23 protein-coding genes and 1 pseudogene are annotated in these 21,503 nt (G+C 64.6%); 2 read left to right on the top strand and 22 right to left on the bottom strand.

Translation table 11 applies throughout. The features are described 5' to 3' along the window. Positions 1-314 precede the first annotated feature (314 nt). From lysS to spoIIE, 12 genes are all read right to left on the bottom strand, one after another. A complete protein-coding gene (gene lysS, locus IEX97_RS09100) occupies positions 315-1,820 on the bottom strand; it encodes a lysine--tRNA ligase (RefSeq protein WP_188882518.1) in 1,506 nt (501 codons plus the stop codon). A 187-nt stretch (positions 1,821-2,007) separates the two neighbouring features. Further along, complete coding sequence (greA, locus tag IEX97_RS09095) at positions 2,008-2,484, bottom strand: transcription elongation factor GreA (protein ID WP_188882516.1); 477 nt, start codon at positions 2,482-2,484, stop codon at positions 2,008-2,010. Between the two features lie 324 nt (positions 2,485-2,808). Then, complete coding sequence (locus IEX97_RS13590; RefSeq protein ID WP_188882514.1) at positions 2,809-3,117, bottom strand: helix-turn-helix domain-containing protein; 309 nt, start codon at positions 3,115-3,117, stop codon at positions 2,809-2,811. Further along, complete coding sequence (gene folK, locus IEX97_RS09085; RefSeq protein WP_229776715.1) at positions 3,026-3,511, bottom strand: 2-amino-4-hydroxy-6-hydroxymethyldihydropteridine diphosphokinase; 486 nt, start codon at positions 3,509-3,511, stop codon at positions 3,026-3,028. The genes IEX97_RS13590 and folK overlap by 92 nt, the downstream gene beginning before the upstream one ends. 4 nt (positions 3,512-3,515) lie before the next feature. Next, entirely contained in the window at positions 3,516-4,415 is a 900-nt protein-coding gene (gene folP / locus IEX97_RS09080) for a dihydropteroate synthase (RefSeq protein ID WP_229776713.1), read from the bottom strand. Then, the gene (gene hslO, locus IEX97_RS09075) at positions 4,412-5,299 is read right to left on the bottom strand and encodes an Hsp33 family molecular chaperone HslO (RefSeq protein ID WP_268238332.1); all 888 of its coding nucleotides are present in this window, start codon (positions 5,297-5,299) and stop codon (positions 4,412-4,414) included. Before hslO ends, folP begins: the two co-directional genes overlap by 4 nt. Positions 5,300-5,413: 114 nt before the next feature. Beyond that, positions 5,414-7,393 (bottom strand): ATP-dependent zinc metalloprotease FtsH, encoded by a 1,980-nt coding sequence (ftsH, locus tag IEX97_RS09070; protein WP_188882511.1) that lies wholly within the window; start codon positions 7,391-7,393, stop codon positions 5,414-5,416. Positions 7,394-7,441: 48 nt separating this feature from the next. Beyond that, on the bottom strand, positions 7,442-7,984 hold the full coding sequence (gene hpt / locus IEX97_RS09065; protein WP_188882510.1) for a hypoxanthine phosphoribosyltransferase: 543 nt from the start codon (positions 7,982-7,984) through the stop codon (positions 7,442-7,444). Between the two features lie 65 nt (positions 7,985-8,049). Then, on the bottom strand, positions 8,050-9,603 hold the full coding sequence (tilS, locus tag IEX97_RS09060) for a tRNA lysidine(34) synthetase TilS (protein ID WP_188882508.1): 1,554 nt from the start codon (positions 9,601-9,603) through the stop codon (positions 8,050-8,052). A 16-nt stretch (positions 9,604-9,619) separates the two neighbouring features. Further along, on the bottom strand, positions 9,620-10,603 hold the full coding sequence (locus IEX97_RS09055; RefSeq protein ID WP_188882506.1) for a protein kinase family protein: 984 nt from the start codon (positions 10,601-10,603) through the stop codon (positions 9,620-9,622). Continuing rightward, positions 10,604-11,362 (bottom strand): vWA domain-containing protein, encoded by a 759-nt coding sequence (locus tag IEX97_RS09050; protein ID WP_229776711.1) that lies wholly within the window; start codon positions 11,360-11,362, stop codon positions 10,604-10,606. Positions 11,363-11,524: 162 nt separating this feature from the next. After that, a complete protein-coding gene (spoIIE, locus tag IEX97_RS09045) occupies positions 11,525-13,981 on the bottom strand; it encodes a stage II sporulation protein E (RefSeq protein ID WP_229776709.1) in 2,457 nt (818 codons plus the stop codon). A 284-nt stretch (positions 13,982-14,265) separates the two neighbouring features. Here spoIIE and IEX97_RS09040 point away from each other — a divergent pair, with 284 nt between their 5' ends. Together IEX97_RS09040 and cmpA are read left to right on the top strand one after the other, a co-directional pair. Beyond that, the gene (locus tag IEX97_RS09040) at positions 14,266-14,775 is read left to right on the top strand and encodes a ComE operon protein 2 (protein ID WP_188882504.1); all 510 of its coding nucleotides are present in this window, start codon (positions 14,266-14,268) and stop codon (positions 14,773-14,775) included. Between the two features lie 185 nt (positions 14,776-14,960). Then, a complete protein-coding gene (gene cmpA / locus IEX97_RS09035; RefSeq protein WP_188882502.1) occupies positions 14,961-15,089 on the top strand; it encodes a cortex morphogenetic protein CmpA in 129 nt (42 codons plus the stop codon). Between the two features lie 70 nt (positions 15,090-15,159). Here the strand turns inward: cmpA and IEX97_RS09030 are convergent, their stop codons facing one another. From IEX97_RS09030 to IEX97_RS08985, 10 genes and pseudogenes are all read right to left on the bottom strand, one after another. Continuing rightward, on the bottom strand, positions 15,160-15,336 hold the full coding sequence (locus IEX97_RS09030; RefSeq protein ID WP_188882501.1) for a DUF2759 family protein: 177 nt from the start codon (positions 15,334-15,336) through the stop codon (positions 15,160-15,162). Positions 15,337-15,456: 120 nt separating this feature from the next. Further along, positions 15,457-15,663 carry a hypothetical protein gene (locus IEX97_RS09025; protein ID WP_229776707.1) on the bottom strand — a complete coding sequence of 69 codons (207 nt, stop codon included), beginning with the start codon at positions 15,661-15,663 and terminating at the stop codon, positions 15,457-15,459. A gap of 24 nt (positions 15,664-15,687) precedes the next feature. Further along, a complete protein-coding gene (locus IEX97_RS09020) occupies positions 15,688-16,074 on the bottom strand; it encodes a S1 RNA-binding domain-containing protein (protein WP_188882500.1) in 387 nt (128 codons plus the stop codon). 75 nt (positions 16,075-16,149) lie between these two features. Beyond that, positions 16,150-16,518: an FtsB family cell division protein gene (locus IEX97_RS09015; protein WP_188882499.1), complete on the bottom strand. Its 369-nt coding sequence runs from the start codon at positions 16,516-16,518 to the stop codon at positions 16,150-16,152. A gap of 39 nt (positions 16,519-16,557) precedes the next feature. Further along, positions 16,558-17,142 carry a spore cortex biosynthesis protein YabQ gene (yabQ, locus tag IEX97_RS09010; RefSeq protein ID WP_188882498.1) on the bottom strand — a complete coding sequence of 195 codons (585 nt, stop codon included), beginning with the start codon at positions 17,140-17,142 and terminating at the stop codon, positions 16,558-16,560. Between the two features lie 9 nt (positions 17,143-17,151). Then, positions 17,152-17,418 (bottom strand): sporulation protein YabP, encoded by a 267-nt coding sequence (yabP, locus tag IEX97_RS09005; RefSeq protein WP_188882497.1) that lies wholly within the window; start codon positions 17,416-17,418, stop codon positions 17,152-17,154. Between the two features lie 266 nt (positions 17,419-17,684). Continuing rightward, a pseudogene (locus tag IEX97_RS09000) lies at positions 17,685-17,927 on the bottom strand (RNA-binding S4 domain-containing protein); the annotation flags it as partial. Continuing rightward, positions 17,928-18,200: an HU family DNA-binding protein gene (locus IEX97_RS08995; protein ID WP_373289428.1), complete on the bottom strand. Its 273-nt coding sequence runs from the start codon at positions 18,198-18,200 to the stop codon at positions 17,928-17,930. A 66-nt stretch (positions 18,201-18,266) separates the two neighbouring features. Next, on the bottom strand, positions 18,267-19,784 hold the full coding sequence (yabN, locus tag IEX97_RS08990) for a bifunctional methyltransferase/pyrophosphohydrolase YabN (protein WP_188882494.1): 1,518 nt from the start codon (positions 19,782-19,784) through the stop codon (positions 18,267-18,269). A gap of 18 nt (positions 19,785-19,802) precedes the next feature. Beyond that, positions 19,803-21,404 (bottom strand): putative polysaccharide biosynthesis protein, encoded by a 1,602-nt coding sequence (locus IEX97_RS08985; protein WP_188882493.1) that lies wholly within the window; start codon positions 21,402-21,404, stop codon positions 19,803-19,805. Between the last annotated feature and the right edge of the window lie 99 nt (positions 21,405-21,503).

Here is a 21,503-nt window from a genome sequence, read left to right as displayed (position 1 = left end):
AGTTTTCAAGGAACCGCGCCCGTGCACCACCGCTGCCCGCGGCTGCCCGCCTCGGTCCCGGTGATGCCCGGTATCAGCCGTCTCCCGCCGTCCCGGCGCGTCCCCGCGCGACGGCGGCACCGACTACCTTACCACAGCCGACCCGCCATGTGCAAGCGGAAGTTGCTGGCACACCGCCACAACCGGCGGCTGACCTGCCACACCCCCGCGCGGGTGGCGGCGGCGTTGAACAATATATCACCCCGCCGCCCGGGGCGTCAAGGGGGCGCGGGCTGCCCATCCCACCGGGAGATGGCGGCAGACGAAAGAAGGCGTTACGGCGAATACGGCGCAGGCGAAGATTCTTCACGCGGCCGCATCAACGGGAACAACAGCACGTCCCGAATGGACGGCTGATTGGTCAGCAACATCACCAGCCGGTCGATGCCTACACCTAAGCCACCTGTCGGCGGCATCCCGTGCTCCAGTGCGAGCAGGAAGTCCTCGTCGAGCGCCAACGCCTCTTCATTGCCTGCGGCGCGCTCGGCGAGCTGCGCCATGAAACGCTCCCGCTGGTCGATGGGGTCGTTGAGCTCGGAGAAGGCGTTCGCGTGTTCGCGGCCAACGATGAACAACTCGAAGCGGTCAGCAAACCGCGGATCGTCTGCGTTCCGCTTGGCGAGCGGCGAGATCTCAATCGGATGTCCGTATACAAACGTGGGTTGGATGAGGTGGGATTCCACTTTCTGCTCAAAAAACTCGTTCAACACATGACCCACCGTCATCCCCGGCTTCACCTGCACGCCGTGCTCTGCTGCCAGAGCATGAGCATCCGCCGGATCGGCCACTTGACGGAAGTCGACTCCGGTGTACTCAGCCACCAAGTCCGCGATATGACGACGCGCGAACGGTTGTTCCAAGTCAATCACGTGGTCGCCATACGGGATGTGCAACGTGCCAAGCACCCGCCGCGCCACCTCGCGGATCATGGTTTCCGTCAGCTCCATGATGTCGGTGTAATCGGCGTACGCCTGATACAGTTCGAGCATCGTGAACTCCGGGTTGTGCTTCGTCGAAACGCCTTCGTTGCGGTAGACCCGGCCAATTTCGTATACCCGCTCCAGGCCGCCGACGATGAGGCGCTTTAGATGCAACTCCAGCGCAATCCGCAGGTGCAACGGCATGTCCAGCGCATTGTGATACGTTTGAAACGGCCGGGCGTGTGCGCCGCTGGCGACCGTGTGCAGGGTCGGCGTCTCGACCTCCAAAAAACCTCGTTCATCCAGGAACTGGCGAACCGCCTGGATGATGCGTGACCTGAGGATAAAAGTCTCCCGAATGTCCGGATTGACGATCAGATCCAGATACCGTTGCCGGTAGCGCGTTTCCACGTCCCGGAGCCCGTGCCATTTTTCCGGGAGCGGCCGGAGTGACTTCGCCAGCAACTCGACCTGTTCGGCGAGCACGGTGACCTCTCCGCGGTTGGTGCGAAAGACGGTACCTTCCACGCCAATGATATCCCCGAGGTCGAGCATTTGAAACACCTTGTACGCGTCCTCGCCCAACACGTCGATCTTGGCGTAGATCTGAATCGATCCGCTCCGGTCCTGCACGTTGGCAAACGTGGCTTTGCCGTGACCCCGTTTCACCATGAGGCGTCCGGCGATCCGCACGCGCAGCGCTGCCTCGTCCAACTCCTCTTTGCTCTTGCCCTCACCGAAACGCAGGATGTCCGCGGCGTGGTGCGTCACCTCATAACGGTGGCCGAACGGATCGATCCCGCGGGCGCGCAGGGCTTCCATCTTTTCCACGCGCGTCTCCCACAGCGCACGTTCATCCATGTCGTGATTCCCCCAATCCAGACGGACAAGACAGCCTGCTCCACCTGCCGCTCGTCCTCATGACACCCTGATGTCCGACGACAGGGCTGCGCGGGGACCCTTCCGCGCAGCCCTGTCACTGCCGCCCTGTCCAATATCATAGCGCAATGCCCACGTGCGCCAAGGACGAGCGCTCATGATTCCGGTTTCAACGCTTGATGCTCAGAATCTGGAATTGAATGGTGCCTGCCGGAACCACCACATCGACCGTCTGGCCGACCTTCTTGCCCAACAGCGCGCGGCCGACCGGCGACTCGTTCGAGATCTTGTTGCTCGCCGGGTCCGCTTCCGCCGAACCCACGATGGTGTATTCAATCTCCTCATCGAACTCCAAGTCCTTCACGCGCACGGTCGATCCGATGCTGACGACGTCGGTGTTGACGTCATCATCCTGGATGATGCGCGCGTTGCGCAGCATCTTTTCCAGCGTCATGATGCGGCCTTCGATGAACGCCTGTTCGTTCTTGGCGTCCTCGTATTCGGAGTTCTCGCTCAAGTCACCGTAGCTGATGGCGAGCTTGATCCGCTCCGCCACCTCACGCCGCTTCACGCTTTTCAAATGTTCGAGTTCTTCCTCCAATTTTTGAAGCCCTTCGGGCGTCAACAGCACTTCCTTCTCAGCCATCCCTGTCTCTCCTTTTGATAAACGCGCAGGCCCAACCAGCAGACGCCAAGCCTGCCGGCTGTCGCCCACCTTGGTGTCACCGTTTGGTGCCACATACTTATGCGGCACACCCGAGTCGGTATACCCTGCCAGCGTTCGGACATGCCGCCACCTCACGGAGGCAAGCGGGATCGCCGCAAGCTCCCAGGAAAGGGAGCAGTTATATGCGCAATTATAGAGACGGCCCCATGGGTTGTCAACGCATGGCAGACACCGTGCCGTTTCGCCCGCCGTTCCCGGAGAACCGCGCCGTATCGCGGCTGCATCGAAGCCAACGGCCTGCCGTCAGTCGCTCGACCGCGCTTCCGCTTCGCTCACGAGGGAAGGCGGGCACAGTTCGGATTCGCTCACACGGAGCACCGCCGCCAAGCGCTTGACCAGGTCGGGTGTCGGCCGGCGCGTTCCGCGTTCGAGCGATCCGATGACCGCAAGGCTGATCCCGGCCGCATGCGCCAGCTCCTGCTGTGTCCAGCACCTCATCTTGCGGAACGCCCGCAGGCGTCTACCAAAAGCGTCCCACACGCCGAACCTCCCCCTTCGCTGCCAACACGCGCGCCAACTCGGATATTCGCCATCCGCCACGCGCCAATCCATCCGGATGCAATTCCGCCAACGGCACGACCACAAACGCCCGTTCCCACATCCGCGGATGCGGAATCTGCAAATCGGCAAAACAGACGTAGGTGTCCGCATAAAGCAGGATGTCGAGATCGAGCGTTCGCGGACCGAAACGAACCGTGCGGACCCGGCCGGCCTGATGCTCGATGGCCATCAACGCGGACAACAGACTGCGCGGAGACCGATCCGTCTCCAACCGCACCACCATATTCAAAAAATCCGGCTGATCGATCCACCCGACCGGCTTCGTCTCGTACACCGCCGAACAAACAAGGTCTCCGGCCGCGAGCGCCCGCAGCGAACGCACGGCGAACGCCAGGTGATGCAAGCGATCGCCAAGGTTCGAACCCAGCCCGATGTAGGCAGTCACCCGGTCACTCATGCGCGTCGCGGATAGCCTCCACCATTCGGCACACCCTTACCGTCGCCCGGACGTCGTGGACGCGAACGGCGGCCACCCCTGCTTCGACACCCCACGCGGCCGCCGCCAGCGATCCTTCCTCCCGCTCGTGGACCGGGAGGTTGAGCACATAGCCGATGACGCGTTTGCGGCTGACACCGAGCACCACCGGGTAACCCAGCGCACAATACTCGCGCAGCCGGCGCAACAACACCAAGTTCCCCGGCATCGTCTTGCCAAAGCCGATACCCGGATCAATCCACAGCCGTTCCGGTGCGATCCCGGCTTGCAAGCAGCGGGCAATGCCTGCTTGCGTCTCCGCCATCACCGTCGTAAACGTTTCGCGCGCAATGACCTCTCGCCGATTGTGCATCCACAGGTAGTGACAGCCCGCTTCGGCGACGATGGAGAGCATCATGGGATCGGCCAAGCCGCCCCAGACGTCGTTGATCATCGCCACACCGAGCTCAAGCGCCCGGGCCGCCGTGACCGCTTTATAGGTGTCGACGGAAATGGGCACCGGACTGTTGCGGCACAACTCCCGCAACACCGGAGCCAGCCGCGCCCACTCTTCTTCCGCCGGGACCGGGGTGTGGCCGGGACGCGTGCTCTCCGCACCGATATCCAGGATATCGGCTCCCTGTTCGATGAGCTCGTACGCGTGACGAATGGCGTCCTCCGGACGCTCGTACTTCCCGCCGTCCGAAAAGGAATCAGGGGTCACGTTGACGATGCCCATCACCAAAGTGCGCCTTGGGCGCGCCGTCAAGATGTCGCACCGGGCGCTGGTCGCCGTATCGGAACGTGGTGTATCGCTACGGAACGCATCTTGTCCTGCCGCCCTTGCTGCGCCTGTGGCTGCCGTCCCCGTCATGCTTGTCCCTCCTCGGATCGAGACAGCTCCGCCAGCTCATCCGCGTTGAAGTGATACGACGTGCCGCAGAAGTGACAAACCACTTCCGCTCCGCCATCGCGGCGGATCATATCCTGCAGCTCATCCGGGCCCAGCCCGCGCAACACCTTGGCCAAGCGTTCTCTGCTGCAGCGGCAACGAAAGGAGAGCGGCCGCTCTTCCAAGAACTGCGCGTCGGGCAAGAGCGTTCGCACCAAGTCGTACGCATCCGCGCCAGCGCGCAACAGGTCCGTGACGCTTTGCAACTGGGCAAGGCGCTCCTCCACCGCCGACACGTGCGATTCGTCATGACCGGGGAGCAACTGTAAAATCAACCCGCCTGCCGCGAGCACCGTGTGATCCACATCGACGAGGACACCCGCCGCGACCACCGACGGCGTTTGCTCCGACTTGGCAAAGTAATAGGTAAAATCATCGCCGATCTCGCCCGTCTGCAGCGCCACCGTACCGCGGTAGACGTCTTTGAGCCCCATGTCGCGCGTCACGCTCAGCCAACCGCGCCCCACGGCGCCGCCGACATCGAGCTTACCCAAGTGGTTGTTGGGCAGGTGGACGTGCGGCTCTTCAACATAGCCCCGCACATGCCCCTGGGCGTCGGCATCGACGAGAATGCCGCGCAGCGGCCCGTCGCCTTTGATTTGAACGGTCAGGCGCTCGTCGCCCTTCAGCATCATGCCCATCATGGCCGCCACCGACGCTGTCCGGCCGAGCGCAGCGGTGGCGACCGGCCACGTGTCGTGCCGGCGCTGCAACTCGCCCACCAGACCGGTCGTCACGCACGCAAACGCGCGCGCACAACCATCCCAAGCCATCGCGCGCACCGCGTGATCGCCCGTATGCGCCACGCCATCCACCCCCGCCGTGGCCGAATCGACCTTGCACGTGGCGCGGCCACCTCGCGGTGCCGCGCCATCCGCTTCATCACACCTCTGGCCGCGGCCGTCTCGCCGCGGAAGCCGTTATGTTTTGCGGCCATCCGCGCTGTCGCGACCCTCGTCGCGGCTTTCTTCGCCTGCGCGCGAAGCATCGCCGGCATGCCCCTGACCGTCCTGTCCGCCGTCGGCGCTTGCACCGCCCGCGCTGCCATGCTCACCGGTCTCCCCCGCCGGCTCTCCTGCCAACTTGCGCTGCAGGGGATGCTTCCCCTCCATGATGGCGCGGATCTCTTCCTCGTCCACCGTCTCTTTCTCGAGCAGCAACTGCGCCAGCGCCTCCAGTTTATCGCGCTTCTCCAAAAGGATCTGGCGCGTCCGCTCATGGCACGACTCGATGATGGCCTTCATCTCCGCGTCGATCTCGTACGCAATCCGGTCGCTGTAGTTCTGCTCCATCGACAGGTCTTTGCCCAGGAAGACCTGGCCCTGCCGGTTCCCGAACTGCATCGGCCCGAGCTTCTCGCTCATGCCGTATTCCGTCACCATCTGGCGGGCAATCTGGGTCACGCGTTCCAGGTCGTTGGCCGCGCCGGTGCTGATCTCGCCGAAGACAATCTCCTCCGCCACCCGGCCGCCGAGCAGCCCGCAAATGCGTTCGAGCATCTCCTCTTTCGTCATGAAGTAGCGGTCTTCTTTCGGGAGAATGACGGTGTAGCCGCCCGCCATGCCGCGCGGCACAATGGTCGCCTTGTGGACCGTGTCCGCATGTTGCAGAAAGTAGCCGATGACCGCGTGTCCCGCCTCATGGTACGCCACCAGCTTGCGTTCCCGCTCCGTCATGACGCGGCTTCGCTTCTCCGGGCCGGCGAGGACGCGGTCGATGGCTTCATCGATGTCTTTTTGCGTGATCTGGGTCGCGTTGCGGCGCGCCGCCAACAATGCGGCCTCGTTCAAGACATTCTCCAGGTCTGCACCCGTGAAGCCCGGCGTCCGCTTGGCGATGTTGTCGAGGCGCACATCGGGTGCGAACGGCTTGTTGCGCGCGTGCACCTTCAAGATCTCTTCGCGGCCTTTGACATCCGGCCGGTTGACGACAATCTGCCGGTCGATGCGGCCCGGGCGCAGGAGGGCTGGATCGAGAATGTCCGGACGGTTGGTCGCCGCGATGATGATGATGCCTTCATTCCCGGTGAAACCGTCCATCTCGACCAGCAACTGATTGAGCGTCTGCTCCCGCTCGTCGTGCCCGCCGCCCAAGCCGGCCCCGCGGTGGCGTCCCACCGCGTCGATCTCGTCGATGAAGATGATGCACGGCGCATTCTTTTTCGCGGTCTCGAACAGGTCGCGCACGCGGGAGGCACCGACACCGACGAACATCTCGACGAAGTCGGAGCCGCTGATGCTGAAAAAGGGCACGCCGGCCTCACCGGCCACGGCACGCGCCAACAAGGTCTTCCCCGTACCCGGCGGACCGACGAGCAGGACGCCTTTCGGGATGCGGGCCCCGAGGCTGGCGAACTTCTTCGGGTCCTTCAGGAACTGGACAATCTCCTCCAGTTCCGCCTTTTCTTCATCCGCTCCGGCGACGTCGCGGAACGTCACCCGCCGCTTCTCCTCCGTGTACAACCGGGCGCGGCTCTTTCCGAAGTTCATGACCCGGCTGCCGCCGCCCTGCGCTTGGTTGAAGAGAATGAACATCAGGATGAACAGGAAGACGAACGGGATGAACGACTCCAACACCTGGAGCCACACCGAAGCCCGCGGCTGCGGCGCGACGCCGATGTCCACGCCGTGTTTGACCAACCAGTCGCTCACGTCATGGTCCAACAGCACGCGGGTGGTGAAGCGGTCCCCGTTGGTCAGCGTACCGTCGATGGTCGCCGTCAGTCCCTCGGGCGTGATCAAGACGCCGTCGGCAACCTGTTTATGCTCGACCGCATTCACAAATTGACTGTATGAAATCACCCTGCGGGTGTGATCCTGTCCGGTGATGTAGTTGACGACGCCGACAATGGCAAGCAAGATCATCACATAGAAGAGGACGCTGCGGTAAAACCGGTTCATGCCTTACCTCCTCTCGGTCGTGGCGGAAATATTGTACCATACAGCCCGTCACGACCGCGCGTAGACCTCCCGCTTGAGCACACCCACGTAAGGCAGATTCCGATACCGTTCTGCAAAATCCAAACCATAGCCCACGATGAACTCGTTGGGCACTTGAAACCCCACGTAATCCGGCTGAATGTCGACGGCCCTGCCCTCCGGCTTGTCGAACAACGCGACGATGGTGACCGATTGCGCCCGCCGATGGTAGAGGAGGTCCCGCAGGTGCGCCAACGTCAACCCTGAGTCCACGATGTCTTCGACCAGGATGACGTCCCGCCCCTCGACACCCCGGTCAAGATCCTTGAGGATGCGCACCACCCCGGATGATTTGGAAGATTCACCGTAACTGGAGGTGGCCATGAAGTCCATCTCCATCGGGATGTCGATCCGCTTGACCAAATCGGCCATGAACAGGACAGCGCCCTTGAGGATGCAGACGAACAAGGGGTTGCGCCCGGCAAAATCGCGCGACAGCTGCGCGCCCAACTCGCGCACCCGCGCGAGGATCTGCTCTTCCGTAAACAATACGCGCTCGAGGTCTGGATGCATGTTATCCTCCCCGTCGAAACTGCCCGGCTTCCGCCGAAGCCATCCAAAACAACACCCGCCCGGGTTTACACCCTGGCTGCGCCAATGACCCATCCGTGCCTGTGTCCCGGGTCGAGCAACCACACGCCGGCGCGGATCACGCCGGGAACCCAGACGACATCCTCACCCACGCAGACCAGCGGCCACGCCCCCCGCAGCCAGCGCGGTACCTTGGCGTCGGTGAACACGTCCTGCAGCTTCTTGCGGCCGCGCCCGGTTGGCAGAACCAAGCGATCCCCCGGCCGGAAGGTACGGATGTCCACCCGTTCGACCGGCGGCAGCCGCAACTGCCAGACACTGTCCGCCTTGACGCCCTCCTCCGGTTGCCAAGCCCGGCAGACAAACTGCCAAGCGGGCGCGCCGGGAGGCCAGGCGAGCTGGGCGTCCTCAACCAAAGTCCAGGCGACCGGCGCAACCCCGCCGGAACGGAAGCGTAATTCTTCCATGGCGGAAGCCTGGCCGAGACACAGGCTGTCATATTCCCGCCAGGCGCGCAGCCCGCCTACGAGGTGCGATTGCCCAGACGGTTGGGAAGACGATGCCAGATGGAGGACGGATTCAATATGGGAGAAGGTGAATTCCTCGGAAGCTAAACAAGTCAATATTATTTTAATCACGCGCCGTTGTAAAGGACGAGGAAGATGCGCGAGGGACCGGGCGGACACCCGGCACCCGCCGCCGTGCCACTCGGCGTGCTGATCCACCCATGCCGCAGCTTGCTCGTCCAGCCATGCGTCTTCCTCCTGCAGGATGGCGGCGAGCCGGCCCACCGCATGGACGAGCTGGGGCTGAATGCGGGTGAGCCGCGGCACCACCTCCCGCCGGATGTAGTTGCGCGTGAACCGGGTGTCGCGGTTGGTTTCATCTTCGCGGTACGGTACCCCGCATACACGGGCATAGGCGGACAGGTCCGCCTTGGGCAGCGCCAACAGCGGCCTCAGCCACGTCAATCCGTCACGTTCGGCCGCAGGACGCATGCCCGCCAACCCCGTCAAGGACGTGCCGCGCAGCAAACGCCAGATGACGGTTTCCACTTGGTCATCCCCGTGGTGGGCGAGCAGGACGCACCGGGCGCCCAACGCATGGGCGGCAGAAGCGAGCACCCGGTAACGCAAGCGACGGGCGTCCGCCTCCACCCCTCGCCGCTCGCCCGGCGGCACCGCGGCGAGCGAAACCGCGTACCATTTGGCGTCAATCTCCCACGCTTGACAGGTGGCGAGGACGTGATCCCGGTCCGCGTCGGCGTTCGGGCGCAAACCATGGTGGACGTGCACAGCGTGTACACGCCGTCCCGTTCCGCCGTCTGCGCGGGCCCATGCGGCGACCGCGTGCAGCAACACCATCGAGTCAAGCCCGCCCGACACCGCAACCACGACCGGATCGTCCGGCGCAAGGTGAGCGGCGAGCGCCGAGGCGACTGCCGTGCGGACACGATGGACGGCGTCCGCATCGCGGTTGCCCGCACCCATCGTCCCACCCCCAAGCCAAGCGCCGTTTGCCCACCCATCATTGTAACGCGGAATCTCGTTCTTCGCCCGGCGGAAGCTTCGCACCAGCCCCCGCTTGCACGGCCCGTTCATCCGAGCGTCTCCGCACCTAAAACCAGTGCAGCCATGTCCCCCATGCCCACGCGGCCACGCCCGCGAGGCTGGCCACCGCACCCCACATCACGCGGTCCGTCCAATCGTGCCGGCGCTTGCCGGCCGGCGGCAACCTCAGGCCGGCAGAGGCAGAGGTCCCGCCCGACACGCCGGCGTGGCGCGGATGACCCGCGTGGCCGAGCATCCGGGACGGACGCAGCGGCGGGTGTTGCCACGCCTGCAGAAACGCGGCGCTCGTCTGCAGCCGGCCGGCGAAGACGTCGCGCAGCACCGCCGCCCGCTCCGGCATGGGAAAGTTCCTCAACGCGCGATCCAGCCACGCCCGGCGGACAGCGGGCGGCTGGCTGGCGAGCGCGGCCAGATTGGGCGGCACCCACGCGGTGACGCACCACAGTGCGAGGGCGCACAGGTCGTACGCCGGATCGCTCTCGCGCGTGCCCAGATCCCAAAACGCGCGATCGACCGCGGGCGTGAACTGGCGCACAGATCTCCCGAACGGCGTGACGCCGCCGACGTCGACAAAGCGCAAGGGCGGCGTGAACCCATCGCACCACAGCACGTTCTCCGGCTTGAGATCACAGAAGGCGTACCCCCGCTGATGCAGAAGGCCGAGCCCCGCCGCAACATGCGCGACCAGTTTCACCATCCGACCGGCATCCGCCGGCGTAAGGCGCGCGGGCAAGGGACGTCCCGGGATCCACTCCATGACATAAAAGTAGAGGGCTGCGCCCTCTACGTCGTCAATCAGCATCGGTTCCGGGAAGTATGAACCGCCGCGCAGCGCCTCCATCACACTCCACTCGAGGGCGATGTCCCCCGCCAGACTGGATACCTTCATCGCCGCCCTGCCCCGGCGCGTGCGGACCAAGTATACCTCGCCGTTGGCACCCGCGCCGAGCAGCCGCTCGACCCAAAAGCGCTCGCCCGTCCAACGGCCCGTCACCCATACACCGGGTTGGAACCTGCCTGCTGCAGGCATTTACGTCCCCGTCTCCCCAGTCCACCGTCGTTCGGGCAGGTCAGCGAAGCCCGGCTCGGCTTGTTTGGTGGAAAACAACTCCAGCGCGCGCAGGATAGCTGGGCCGGTGGGCGTCCCGCCGCGGGCGACCAGCACCCGCGCCAACGCGTCCGCGTCCAACTGCGGTTGGAACGGCTGCACCACACGTACGGCTGCGGGTGATTCTTCATTCCCCGGGAAATCTCCGGGAAATGCGATCACGGCCACTTCGAACGGGCCTTGCCGAACCTGCAAGGATAAGGCGAGATCGCGAATGGCCTCCCGCACGGTCGGCATCTTGTCCTTCATGCTGGCGCTGACGTCGATGGCGACGACCATTTCCAAGCCCACCTCTTCCTCGAGCCGATCGACCACCTGCATGACGCGCGCCCGCTCCGCGGGGGTGAGGTCTTCCGCCGGTTTGCCCACCACCTGCAGCAACTGCTGATGGACCACCTGCTGCAACGTCATCTGCATCGTTTGGTGCGTCACCATCTGCGCCGTCGCCGACAACTCGCTCGGCCGGACAATGCGGCACATGCCGCCGCCCGCGTCGGCGATGGACATCGCCTCCATCTGCCCTTGGCGCCCAATCTCTCCTTGATCCACAACCCCGATGACGTTTACGATCACGCCGGCGCGCCGGGCGCGCTCCGCGCACGCCACCGGGTCTTCACCGACGTTGGAACACCCGTCCGTGATGACCAGCACCTGGCGGATCACACCTTGCTTGGCTGTCAACTCTTCCACCTCCAGCTTGTCTCTTGCTAGACAGTATGGACGAGTTTCCCGCCAAACATTCCGCCCGGCGCACCCTCCGGACGACTGCATGCGGCTCGGCTGCGGCAACCTTCGCCCTGCTGCCGCGTCGCCGGCGCAGGCAAACGGCGCTTTGACAGGAGCCTACGCACCCCGCCGGCGTTCCTGTTGGCGCAGCCCGGTGATGCCGGGCAGCTTGATGGCCGCCCATTCAGGCTGGTGCCGCTTGACGCGCGCCACCACAATGGTCATGTCGTCCTGGATCTGGCCGTTCGCCATCTCGACCGCACATTCGAGCAAGGTGTCGGCGACGGCCTGCGGATCGTCCGTCTCTAATTTCTGGATTTGGCGCGTGAACCACTCCTCCTTGTCGTAGAGCTGTTGGGGCGCATCAAACACCCCGTCGGACATCAGGATGAGCAGGTCGCCATCCTGCAGTTGCTCTTCGATGGCTTGCACGTCGATGTCTTGCAGGATCCCGATGGGGATGCTGCTGCCGGTGATGGTGTGCACCGCATCCCCGCGTTTGACGAAGCTGGGCGCGGACCCCACCTTCAAAAACTCGGCTTTGGCGGAAAACAGGTCGATGAGCACCATGTCGAGGGTGGTGAACATCTCTTCCTTCGATCGCAACAGCAGTGTGGAGTTGACGGTACGCACGGCGAGCTTTTCATCAAACCCAGCTTGCAGCAGCCGCCGGAGCAAGTCGATGGCCGCCTTCGATTCCCGCCGCGCTCGCTCGCCGTTGCCCATACCGTCGCTGAGGGCAACCGCAAAGCGGCCGTTCTCTAAGTCCACCGCCGTATGAGAATCCCCCGACACCAAGCGCCCGTCGCGGGCGACGGTCGCCACCGCGGTTTCCACATCGAACACCCGCGCCGAAGTGAACACGCTGGTGCACGGTCCGGCATCCCCGCCCGAAACCTTGGCGACCGTGATGTGCTCACCCACGATGCCGGAGAGCAACGGCGCAATCACTTTCACTGAATGTTCAAACGCGCCGGGGGACGGTTGGCTGACTTCCACCTCCACTTTACCCGGATCGAGGCTGACGATGTGGACGTGATCGACGAACAGCCCCAACTGCTCCAACGCGGCGAGCACCTGCTCTTCTCCGGCCGAGGCCGAGGCGTTGTCCTTCTCAATCTCGGCCGCCAACTCCCGGATCACGCCGGCGACGCCGGTGAGCTGGGCGCTGATGAGCGACCGCTGTTCCTTCAGCTTGGCCAGCCAGCGCGCGTCGCGTGCGGTCACGTCCACATTGTAGCGAAGCACCGACATCATGGGATCGAGGCGGATGCAGCGTTCACGCAGGTCGTGGCTTGGGTTGGCGCGCCTGTCCGGGGCGGCCTCAATCTTTTCCACGGTGTGGACAAGCGCTTGGTAGGTGGCCAACGCCTCCTGGTCCCAACAACGGTGACGGCGGGGACAGCGGCTGCACACCGACTGCGCAGCTCCGGTCACGATGTTCTGCAACAACTGCTGGGTCGACGTCAGCGGCGTCTCCCCGGTGTCCGCGAATGCGGCGGCGAGTTCGTCGAACACACGGCTGACGTCATGCACCTTCGCCGCCAACAGCGACCGCACCCTGCGCACGCGCTCCTGTTCGGAACGCCGGTGCTCCGCGGTTCCCGGCACATACCCGGCCACGGCGGTGCGCAACCGGCGCGGGCACAGCCAGAACAACACGGTCGCCGCGGCCGCCGCCAGCGCCGATGTTTGCAAATCCGGCACACTGACGCCGCTACCTGCGGTGAGGAGACAGAAACTGAGCCAGAACGCCAACCCCATCCACAAGCGGCCGGCGTCTTTCAACACCCCCGCAAGCAGGCCGGCGAAACACAGCACCGCCACCCCGGCCATCGTGATCTCGTGATTGAGCATCGCGAGCACGCCGATGACGACGCCTGCGGCGGCTGCTACCCCGACGCCGCCTGCGGCTGCAAGCAGGAGGATGAGTCCGTCAACGCACACTGCGGTGACCGACACGCCGTGGATGCGCACCCCGGCCAGCCCGGCGATGGCGGACCCTGCGAAGATGGTGAGGCTGATCAACTGTTCCTGGCGGAGCGAAGGCGGTACAGCCCTGCCTGCCCACAGCGGTGTGCACTGCATGAAGATGAACGCCACGATGACGACGAATGCCGCGTTCACGCCCGCCATGATCAGGTCGTAGTGTGTCCACACGCTGCCGACCGCCGCCAGGCGGCAGACGAGATCCACACCGGCAGCCAAGAACGGCAACCAGTGCAAGTCGGGAGACCGCCGGCGAAACACGCTCAAGCGAACCATTTGGAAAAGGAAGAACTCGACAGCCAAGAGCGCCGCCGCGCCCCATCCGCCTTGCCAGTAAGCGCCCAGGATGGCGAAATACCCGGGCCAGCCGCGCCGGTCTCCCGCCGCCTCCTGCAACACGACGAAGTACGCGAGCGCAAACGGAGAGACGGTGTGCGCAATGGATGCATGGCCGAGCAACACCGCGAAGCCGGCGAACACCGCCGGGCGCAGGCCACGGCGCCACACCGCGTGCCGGCGCAACCATCGCCGTACCTGAGACGCGGACGTCACGCCCGGATCTTCCCATGCTTGCACTGTCATCATGATCCACACTCCTTCCCGAACTGGTAGGCCCATTATACGGGGGCCTGTCCGAGAAGTTTGTCAAACCGTCACAGCCATCCGATAAAAGATTCCGACACGACGCTCCCGCTTCGACATCGCCCCCAGGCCGTGTCGCGCTGGTTCGACGCGAGGCCATGCACGACCCGACCTCCGACCAGCGTGGCGCATCGACGTCCGCCCGGCACGTCGACTATAATTCGAGTCAACCGGGCCGCTCTTCGTGCATCATCGTGTCGCCGCTCATCGTGAATGTTGCAGGGTGAATGTTGCAGGGGAAGCGAGGCGCATACAACTTGCATCCATCGGGGCAAGGATCGACACGCTTGTCGTGGGATGAGTTTTTCGCGTCACAAAGCCGCGTGATGGCCCTGCGTTCGACATGCCCCCGCTTGGCGGTCGGTTGCGTCATCGTCCGCGACAAGCGGATCATCGCAAGCGGATACAACGGCTCCATCACCGGCGACGTGCACTGTACCGACGTCGGGTGCAAAATGGTGGACGGGCATTGCGTGCGCGCCATTCACGCGGAACAGAACGCGCTGTTGCAGTGTGCGCGGTTCGGCATCTCCACGGAAGGGGCCGACCTGTACGTCACACACCTCCCGTGTCTGCAGTGCACCAAGAGCATCATCCAAGCGGGTATCCGGCGTGTGTTTTATGAAGAGGTGTACCGGCCCGATCCGTACGCAGCCGAACTGTTTGCCATCGCCGGGATCCCGGTGCAGCAGGTGCACAGCAACGTCGAACTGCTGATCAAACGCCCGCAGGCGTGAATCCCAAGGAAACGGTGCGATGGCGCGATGCTCCGCCATGGGTGCCCGCGCACGCAAAAAGACCAGGGAAGGTGTCACCGGGACAACCGACGGCTGCGTAAGATAAAGCAGGCGCGGTATCGGCAAGCGGCGGACGTGCGCCGAATCGCGGACCCTCGGCGCCGCCGCAAGCGAGGTGGAGCATGGTGCCGGAATGGCTGCAGTCTCAATTGCGCAGGGCGTTTTTCAACCACGACACCAAATCAATCCAGATGCTCAACGAGGCGTTTTTCCGCTATCGAGACAAGGTAGCCGAACCGCGCCAGGCGCGTTGATGCGTCTGGCGCGCGCAAGCACAAAAAACGAGAGCGCGCCGAACCCAGCACGGCTGGGTGCGCGCTCCGCTCACAACGTGGCCGCAATCCATGTGCTGTAGCCGAAGATGACGGTGGCCAACAGCAAGAGGGCGACACCGAAGTACCGCCGCTCCCGGTACAAACGCACCATGCCAATCAACGACAGGACCGTGAATGCGAGCAAGAACAGGGCCACCAATCCATGGTGCAAGTAGTGGTCTCCCACGGCTCCCCCTCCGTGCGCACGCGGGCGGCAGACACCGCCCCGCTCATCACCGCGGCGACACCCGCTCGTACCGGGCGCCGCCGCATCCACCACGCATAAACCATTCAAAATTATAGCGCATCACGAGGAAAATTGGACAAGTTCCCCGCGGAACTTTGCGAGCACCCGCTGCAAAACCACCTCATCCACCGGTCCCAAGTACGCCTTGTACAGGTCGAGGGAGATGTGGCAACCGTCGCGATGGTCGATATGGGCAAAGCGGAGGATGGCCCGCCGCCCGTCGGACAGCTCATATTCCAAGTACGCCGTATCGTCGTCCTTCACCACGGGGGTTCTCCTTTCAGGCTTGCCTCAACCACGCCGCCCGCCGCGGCCGCCGCGCTTCGACTCACTGCGCCGCAGGGCCTGCAGACGCTCCTCACTATCGCGCATGAAACGGCTGATCTTATCCTCCAAACTCTGGCGTTGGTTGTTGCGAAAACGGCGGCGCCCGCCTCCGCCCGTATCGTTCGCCTGCCTTATCGATAGACCGATCTTCCCGTCTTTGTCCACGTGGATGACCTTGACGGTGACCTGGTCGTTGATCTTCAAATGGTCATGGATGTCACGCACGTATTCGTCGGCGATCTCCGAGATGTGCACAAGCCCTGTGACACCTCCCGGCAGCAGCACAAACGCTCCAAAATGGGTGATCCCTGTGACCTTTCCTTCCAGCTTGCTGCCGACCTCAATGGTCATAAAGAAAAACGTCCTCCTCAAGAATGTACGGCGCAACGGCCGTTTGATACATGATACGAGAACCAAAAACAGGTGTCAACGGGCCGACCCGGAGACCGGCTGCTGGCTGACGGTGAACGCCACTTGCCCAGGCAGCACCAAATTGAAGTGTTCGCTGGCGTAGCGGGCGATGAACGCGTCGTCTTGCAATTGGCGAATGCGGGCCTGCAACTCGGCCTGTTGCTGCTTCAGCGCCGCCACCTGCCGCTCCAACTGCCGGGACTGGCTCGAAAGTTGCGTCAACTGCGGCAACTGGATATGAAGATAGTCGTATGCAGCAAACGCCAAGCTGGCCAGCAACAGCAGGTAACGCAGCCGCACGACGGGCCTGTGCCGCCGGGCCGCGACGGTCTGCCGAGCGGCAGCCGGAAGGGCATGCTGCCGGGCGTGCGCTTGGCTCTTCACGTATGAATCCCCCCGTCGCTCTGTCCTGCAGGACCTCCTTCAGGACCCCGGGTTTTTCCTTAGCCAATTCGCCACCCGCGCCCAAAATCCTTCCCAACCGCGCGCGACCGGTGCCCGAAGGTTGGCTGTCCGCCGCCACGGTGTCGCGAAGACCCACACCACGGGCCGCAGCATGAAACCAAGGAGGAAAAACACCATGTCCTCCCAAGCCACCAGCCAGCGGTACATCCATCGCAACACCCAAGCCACCACCCAAGCCAACCCGCGCAACGGCCGGATGACGACCCCCTCGAGCAGCCGCCACACCCATCGCAACAGGAACGCGACCGCTCGTACCACCGCCCACGCCGAAGCCACCACCGGCCGATGGAGCGTCATCCGGTACACCAAGTAACCTGCCGCCAACAGGAGCAACGCATACACGCGAAACCGTCCGTCGTCCGTGATGTACATCCAAACATAGACGAAACCCGCTCCGCCCAGCCAGAAGGCCAGATCTGCCGCCGGCCGCAGCCAGCGCAACCATGCGGAAGCACCCATCACGGTGTTGTAGACGTCGAACACCGCCCCCAACAGCCAGGCGGAGAAGAACATCGCCAGCACATATTGAAATTGGGCTGCCATACGCACCTGCTACCTGAACAACCGATGGGCGATCCGCTTTTTTTTCCCGCGCTCCGGCACGTACTCGAGGCTGGCGACGTTGCCCTCGATGACGACGATCCCCGCATCCAGATCCAGGTGCTTCATGTGCAGGTTGTTGCCCCTGACCTGCAGCGGCCCGCCCTGGGTCACCAACGCAAATTCGCTGACATCGAAGCTCTCGACGCTGGAGACCCCCGTGACCTCCAGCGTCTTGCGCCCTCTCAGGGTGATGGCGTGCTGTTCGGCCCCCGACATTCCAATCCCCCCGACCTGTCCGGTTCCTGTCACCACTGACTGTATGGCGAAGCCGGGAGGATTAGAACCGGTACCATCGGCAGACAGGGCGGCCAGAGGCCGCCCTGCCGGAATATCCGATGCGATGACCCTGTCCGGCCCTGCCCGGCTCATTCAGAACCGGGTATGGCCGGACGGGCGGTGTCGCCATCCTCTTCATGCTCCGCGTCGCCGCCAGCGCCCGGATCATCCGCTGCCGCCAGCGCTCCCTGCGGTGACAGCGGGACGTCCGCCAAGACTTCGTACATGGACGGCGCCTGGTCTTTGCGTGCGGATTCCTGCAACCCGGTCACCCGGACGGTCAACAAGCGGTGGCCGTAGCGGATGGACACCACGTCGCCCACCGCCAACTCAGTCCCCGCCTTGGCCACGCGCCCGTTCACGGTCACGCGCCCTGCGTCGCAGACCTCCTTCGCCACCGTCCGCCGCTTGATGAGCCGGGCGTTCTTCAGGTATTTGTCGAGCCGCACTCAGCGCGTGGTATCCTTCAGCTTATTGCCCGGCTTGAACGCAGGGACCTTCGAAGCCGGAATGGTGATGGGTTCGCCCGTCTGGGGATTGCGTCCTGTGCGCGCCTTCCGCTCCCGGGTTTCAAACGTGCCAAACCCGATGACTTGCACCTTCTCGCCTGCGGCGAGTGCCTCCTCAATCACGTTGAACACGGTGTTGACCGCCAGCTCGGCGTCTTTCTTCTTCAGCCCGGTGCGTTCCGCAACCTTGTTGATCAACTCGTTCTTGTTCACCATGAAGAGCCCCTTTCGTGGCGATTTCGACAAGCTCTAATTCGTGCTCTGGCCAAAAATTCCTTCTCACGGCCGACCGGAAGCCGACTTTTTGTGACGTTTTGTCGCGGACCACAGCTCGTCCAGCTCTTGCGCCGACAGGTCACCGAGGCGCCGCCCCTGCGCCGCAGCCCGGGCCGCCATGGCTTGCACACGCTGCGCAAACTTCCGGTTCCCCGCGGCGAGCGCCGCCTCCGGATCGAGTTGCAGCCAACGTGCCAGGTTGACGGCAGAGAACAGGAGATCGGCCAACTCCTCCGCCACCCGTGCGTCCGCGGTACCCGCCTCGTCCCAGACCGCGCGCAACTCCGCGAGTTCCTCGCCGACTTTGGCGAACACCCCAGCGATGTCCGGCCAGTCGAGGCCGAGTTCCGCTGCGCGCCGCTGCAAGGCGAGCGCCACCTGGAACGCCGGCCGTCCCCAGCGCACGTCGGCGAACAGATCGTCCGTCCGGGCGTCCGGACCGTCATCTGCGCTGCCCGCGCGCTCTGCCGCCTTGACCGACTGCCAGATACCCTCGACCTCTTCCGGCGTATGTGCGCGCTTGTCCCCGAATACGTGCGGATGGCGGCGGATCAGCTTGTCCGCCAGCCTCTCCCACACATCGCGGATGGTGAAATCCCCCGTCTCCGCGGCAATCTGGGCGTGCAACAACACCTGCAACAACAGGTCGCCGAGCTCGCCCGCGAGGGCGTCCGGATTGTCCCGGTCGATGGCGTCCGCCACTTCGTACGCTTCCTCAATCACGAACGGCCGCAGCGATTGGTGTGTCTGTTTCCGGTCCCACGGACACCCGTCGGGCGCGCGCAGCCGCCGCACCACGTCGACCACGGTCCATGGATCCCGCCGCAGGGTGCGCTCGTCTTCTGCGGGTGGCACGTGCACGGTCGTCAGGTGATCCACCCAGTCCAGCCGGTCCAGCTCGTACAGCGGCACGCGGGCAATCCGCTCCAACCCCGGCACCCCGGCGGCGCGCACCACGTCCACCTCCGCCTCGTCCGGATAGACCTCCATCAGCGTCAGCTTGACCTCGGAAGCCACGGAACGGTCGAACACCTGGGCAATGAGCAGGTGTTGCCGCACCTGCAGTTGCTCCGGCGCCAGCGCCGTCCCGTCGAGGATGACCAGGCCTGTGATGGGGTCGAGCTTGAGCGCCGCACACACCGCATCCAGGAAACTTTGCCCCGGGCCGATGTCGACCGCGACCTCCGGCTGGTGCGCCAGGAGGATCTGCACGCTGCGTTCCGCCATCAACGGATGGCCGGGTACGGCGTACACCACCTCCCCGTGCGCCTTGGCGGCCGCCACCAGCGCCGCCGCCATATCCGCGTAGAGTTGTTCAAACGACGCCCGCGTCTCGTACAATGCATCGAACGAGGTGAAGCGGACGCCGAGCGCGGCGAGGCGCTCCACCACCGGGTGACGGACCGTACGCAGGATGACCGGCAGGCCGGATTGCAACCAACGCAGTGAACCGACCGGCAGGCCGTCGAAGTGGCCCGGCCCCAATCCCACGACGTGGACGATGGGCTGCGTATCGGACAATGCGTCTCTCCCCTCCCGTCAACGCACCAGCCCCAAACGGGCGCACCAGGCAGCCAACCGCGGCCCAATCCGCGGCAGCGCAGCCAATTCCTTCTCTGTCATTGTACCCGTGGCGAGTAGTGCCAATCCATAGACTCCCGCCGCGATGACCACCATCGCCGCCGTGCTGCCCGCCACCGCCCACCGTGGGGCGCCGGCGCCGCCCCACCACATCCACTGGCGCAGCATCGCATACGCCACGGCCGACATGATGAACGTCGCGAGGAGCGGTTTGCCGAACCACGCCTGCCAGCGGATCCGCTCCCCGAGGCCGCGCCGCAAGCACCACAGGTTGAGCGCCGCCGCCACGGCGTAGCAGACCACGGTCGCCCACGCCGCGCCCACGGCGCCGTACATCTTCACCCACGCCAGATTGGCCGCCAGTTTGACCGCGCAGGCGAAGAACAGATTGGCCACCGGGACGTACACCCAACCTGCCCCTTGCAGCACCGCCGCCGTCGTCAGCTGCACGCCGGCGAACACCGTGGCGACGGCCGTCACCGCGATGAGGTCCCACCCGGCGTCATCCCGGAACAGGGTGATGTCGATGGGCCGCGCCAAGATCGCCAGCCCTGCGCTCGCCGGCAGCGCCAGCATGACCGTCAACCGCAGCGCCGTGTCGATCCGCCCGGAAAGCTGCGACCGGTAGCCGAGCGTGAACGCCTCGGACACCGCGGGCATCACCGCCATCCCGATGCTCGACGCCAGCGTGGTCGGCAGCATCATCAACTTGGCGGCGCGGCCGCTCAACAGGCCGAACGTGGTCGTCGCCTCCGCCTGCGCGTGTCCGGCGGCCTTGAGCAGATTGACCACGGTGATGACGTCGATGTTGTTCATGAGCGGCACCACGAGCGCGCCGAGGCTGATTGGAAAAGCATAATAAACCAATTGCCGGCTCATGGCAAGCCAACCGGGCGCATCCGCTCGCTTGGCCGCAGCGGGCCGCGGCCGGCTGCCCCAACAGCGCAACAGCCACAAGAGCCCCGCCGCCGCGCCGGTGACCGCGCCGAACGCCGCCCCCGCCGCCGCCACCGGCGTACTGTAACCGAGCGACAGCAGCCCCATGGCCAAAAGCAGGATGGTCGCCACCCGGACGAACTGCTCCACCACCTGCGAGGCCGCGGTCGGTTCCATCCATTGATAGCCCTGATAGTATCCGCGCAGCGCGCTCATCGCCGGCACCAAAAGCAAAGCCGGCGCCACCGCGCGCACCGCCAGCGCCGCGGCGGGATCTCCCGCGAGCCGCGCCCACATCCCGGCGCCGAAGAACAGGAGCGCGAACGCGGCGACGCCGCATGCAAGCAGCATCACCAGCGCCACCCGGAACACCCGCTCGCCTCCGTACACATCGCCCAGCGCCAGCCGTTCCGACACCATTTTGGAGAGGGCAACCGGTAAACCGGCGGTCGCCACCGCGACCAGGGTGGCGTAAACCGGGTACGCCATCTGGAATAAGCCCATGCCGCGGTCGCCGATCACGTTTTGCAACACGATGGTGTACACCGATCCGAGCAGCTTGGACACGGCGGCAGCCGACGCAAGCAACACCGCCCCCCGTACAAACCCGCGTGCATCCGCCACATGGACAACCCCCATTTTCCTGAAATGGATTCGCACGGACGGGCGCGAGATCCTTCCCACCCTACGGTATGTGGGCCAAAGAGGGGATAGTCCACCGCC

The sequence above is a fragment of the Paenalicyclobacillus cellulosilyticus genome (assembly GCF_014647315.1).
Taxonomy (GTDB): Bacteria; Bacillota; Bacilli; order Alicyclobacillales; family Alicyclobacillaceae; genus Alicyclobacillus_J; species Alicyclobacillus_J cellulosilyticus.
The sequence above is the reverse complement of the archived record's forward strand: the minus strand, read 5'-3'. Positions and strand labels throughout refer to the sequence as shown.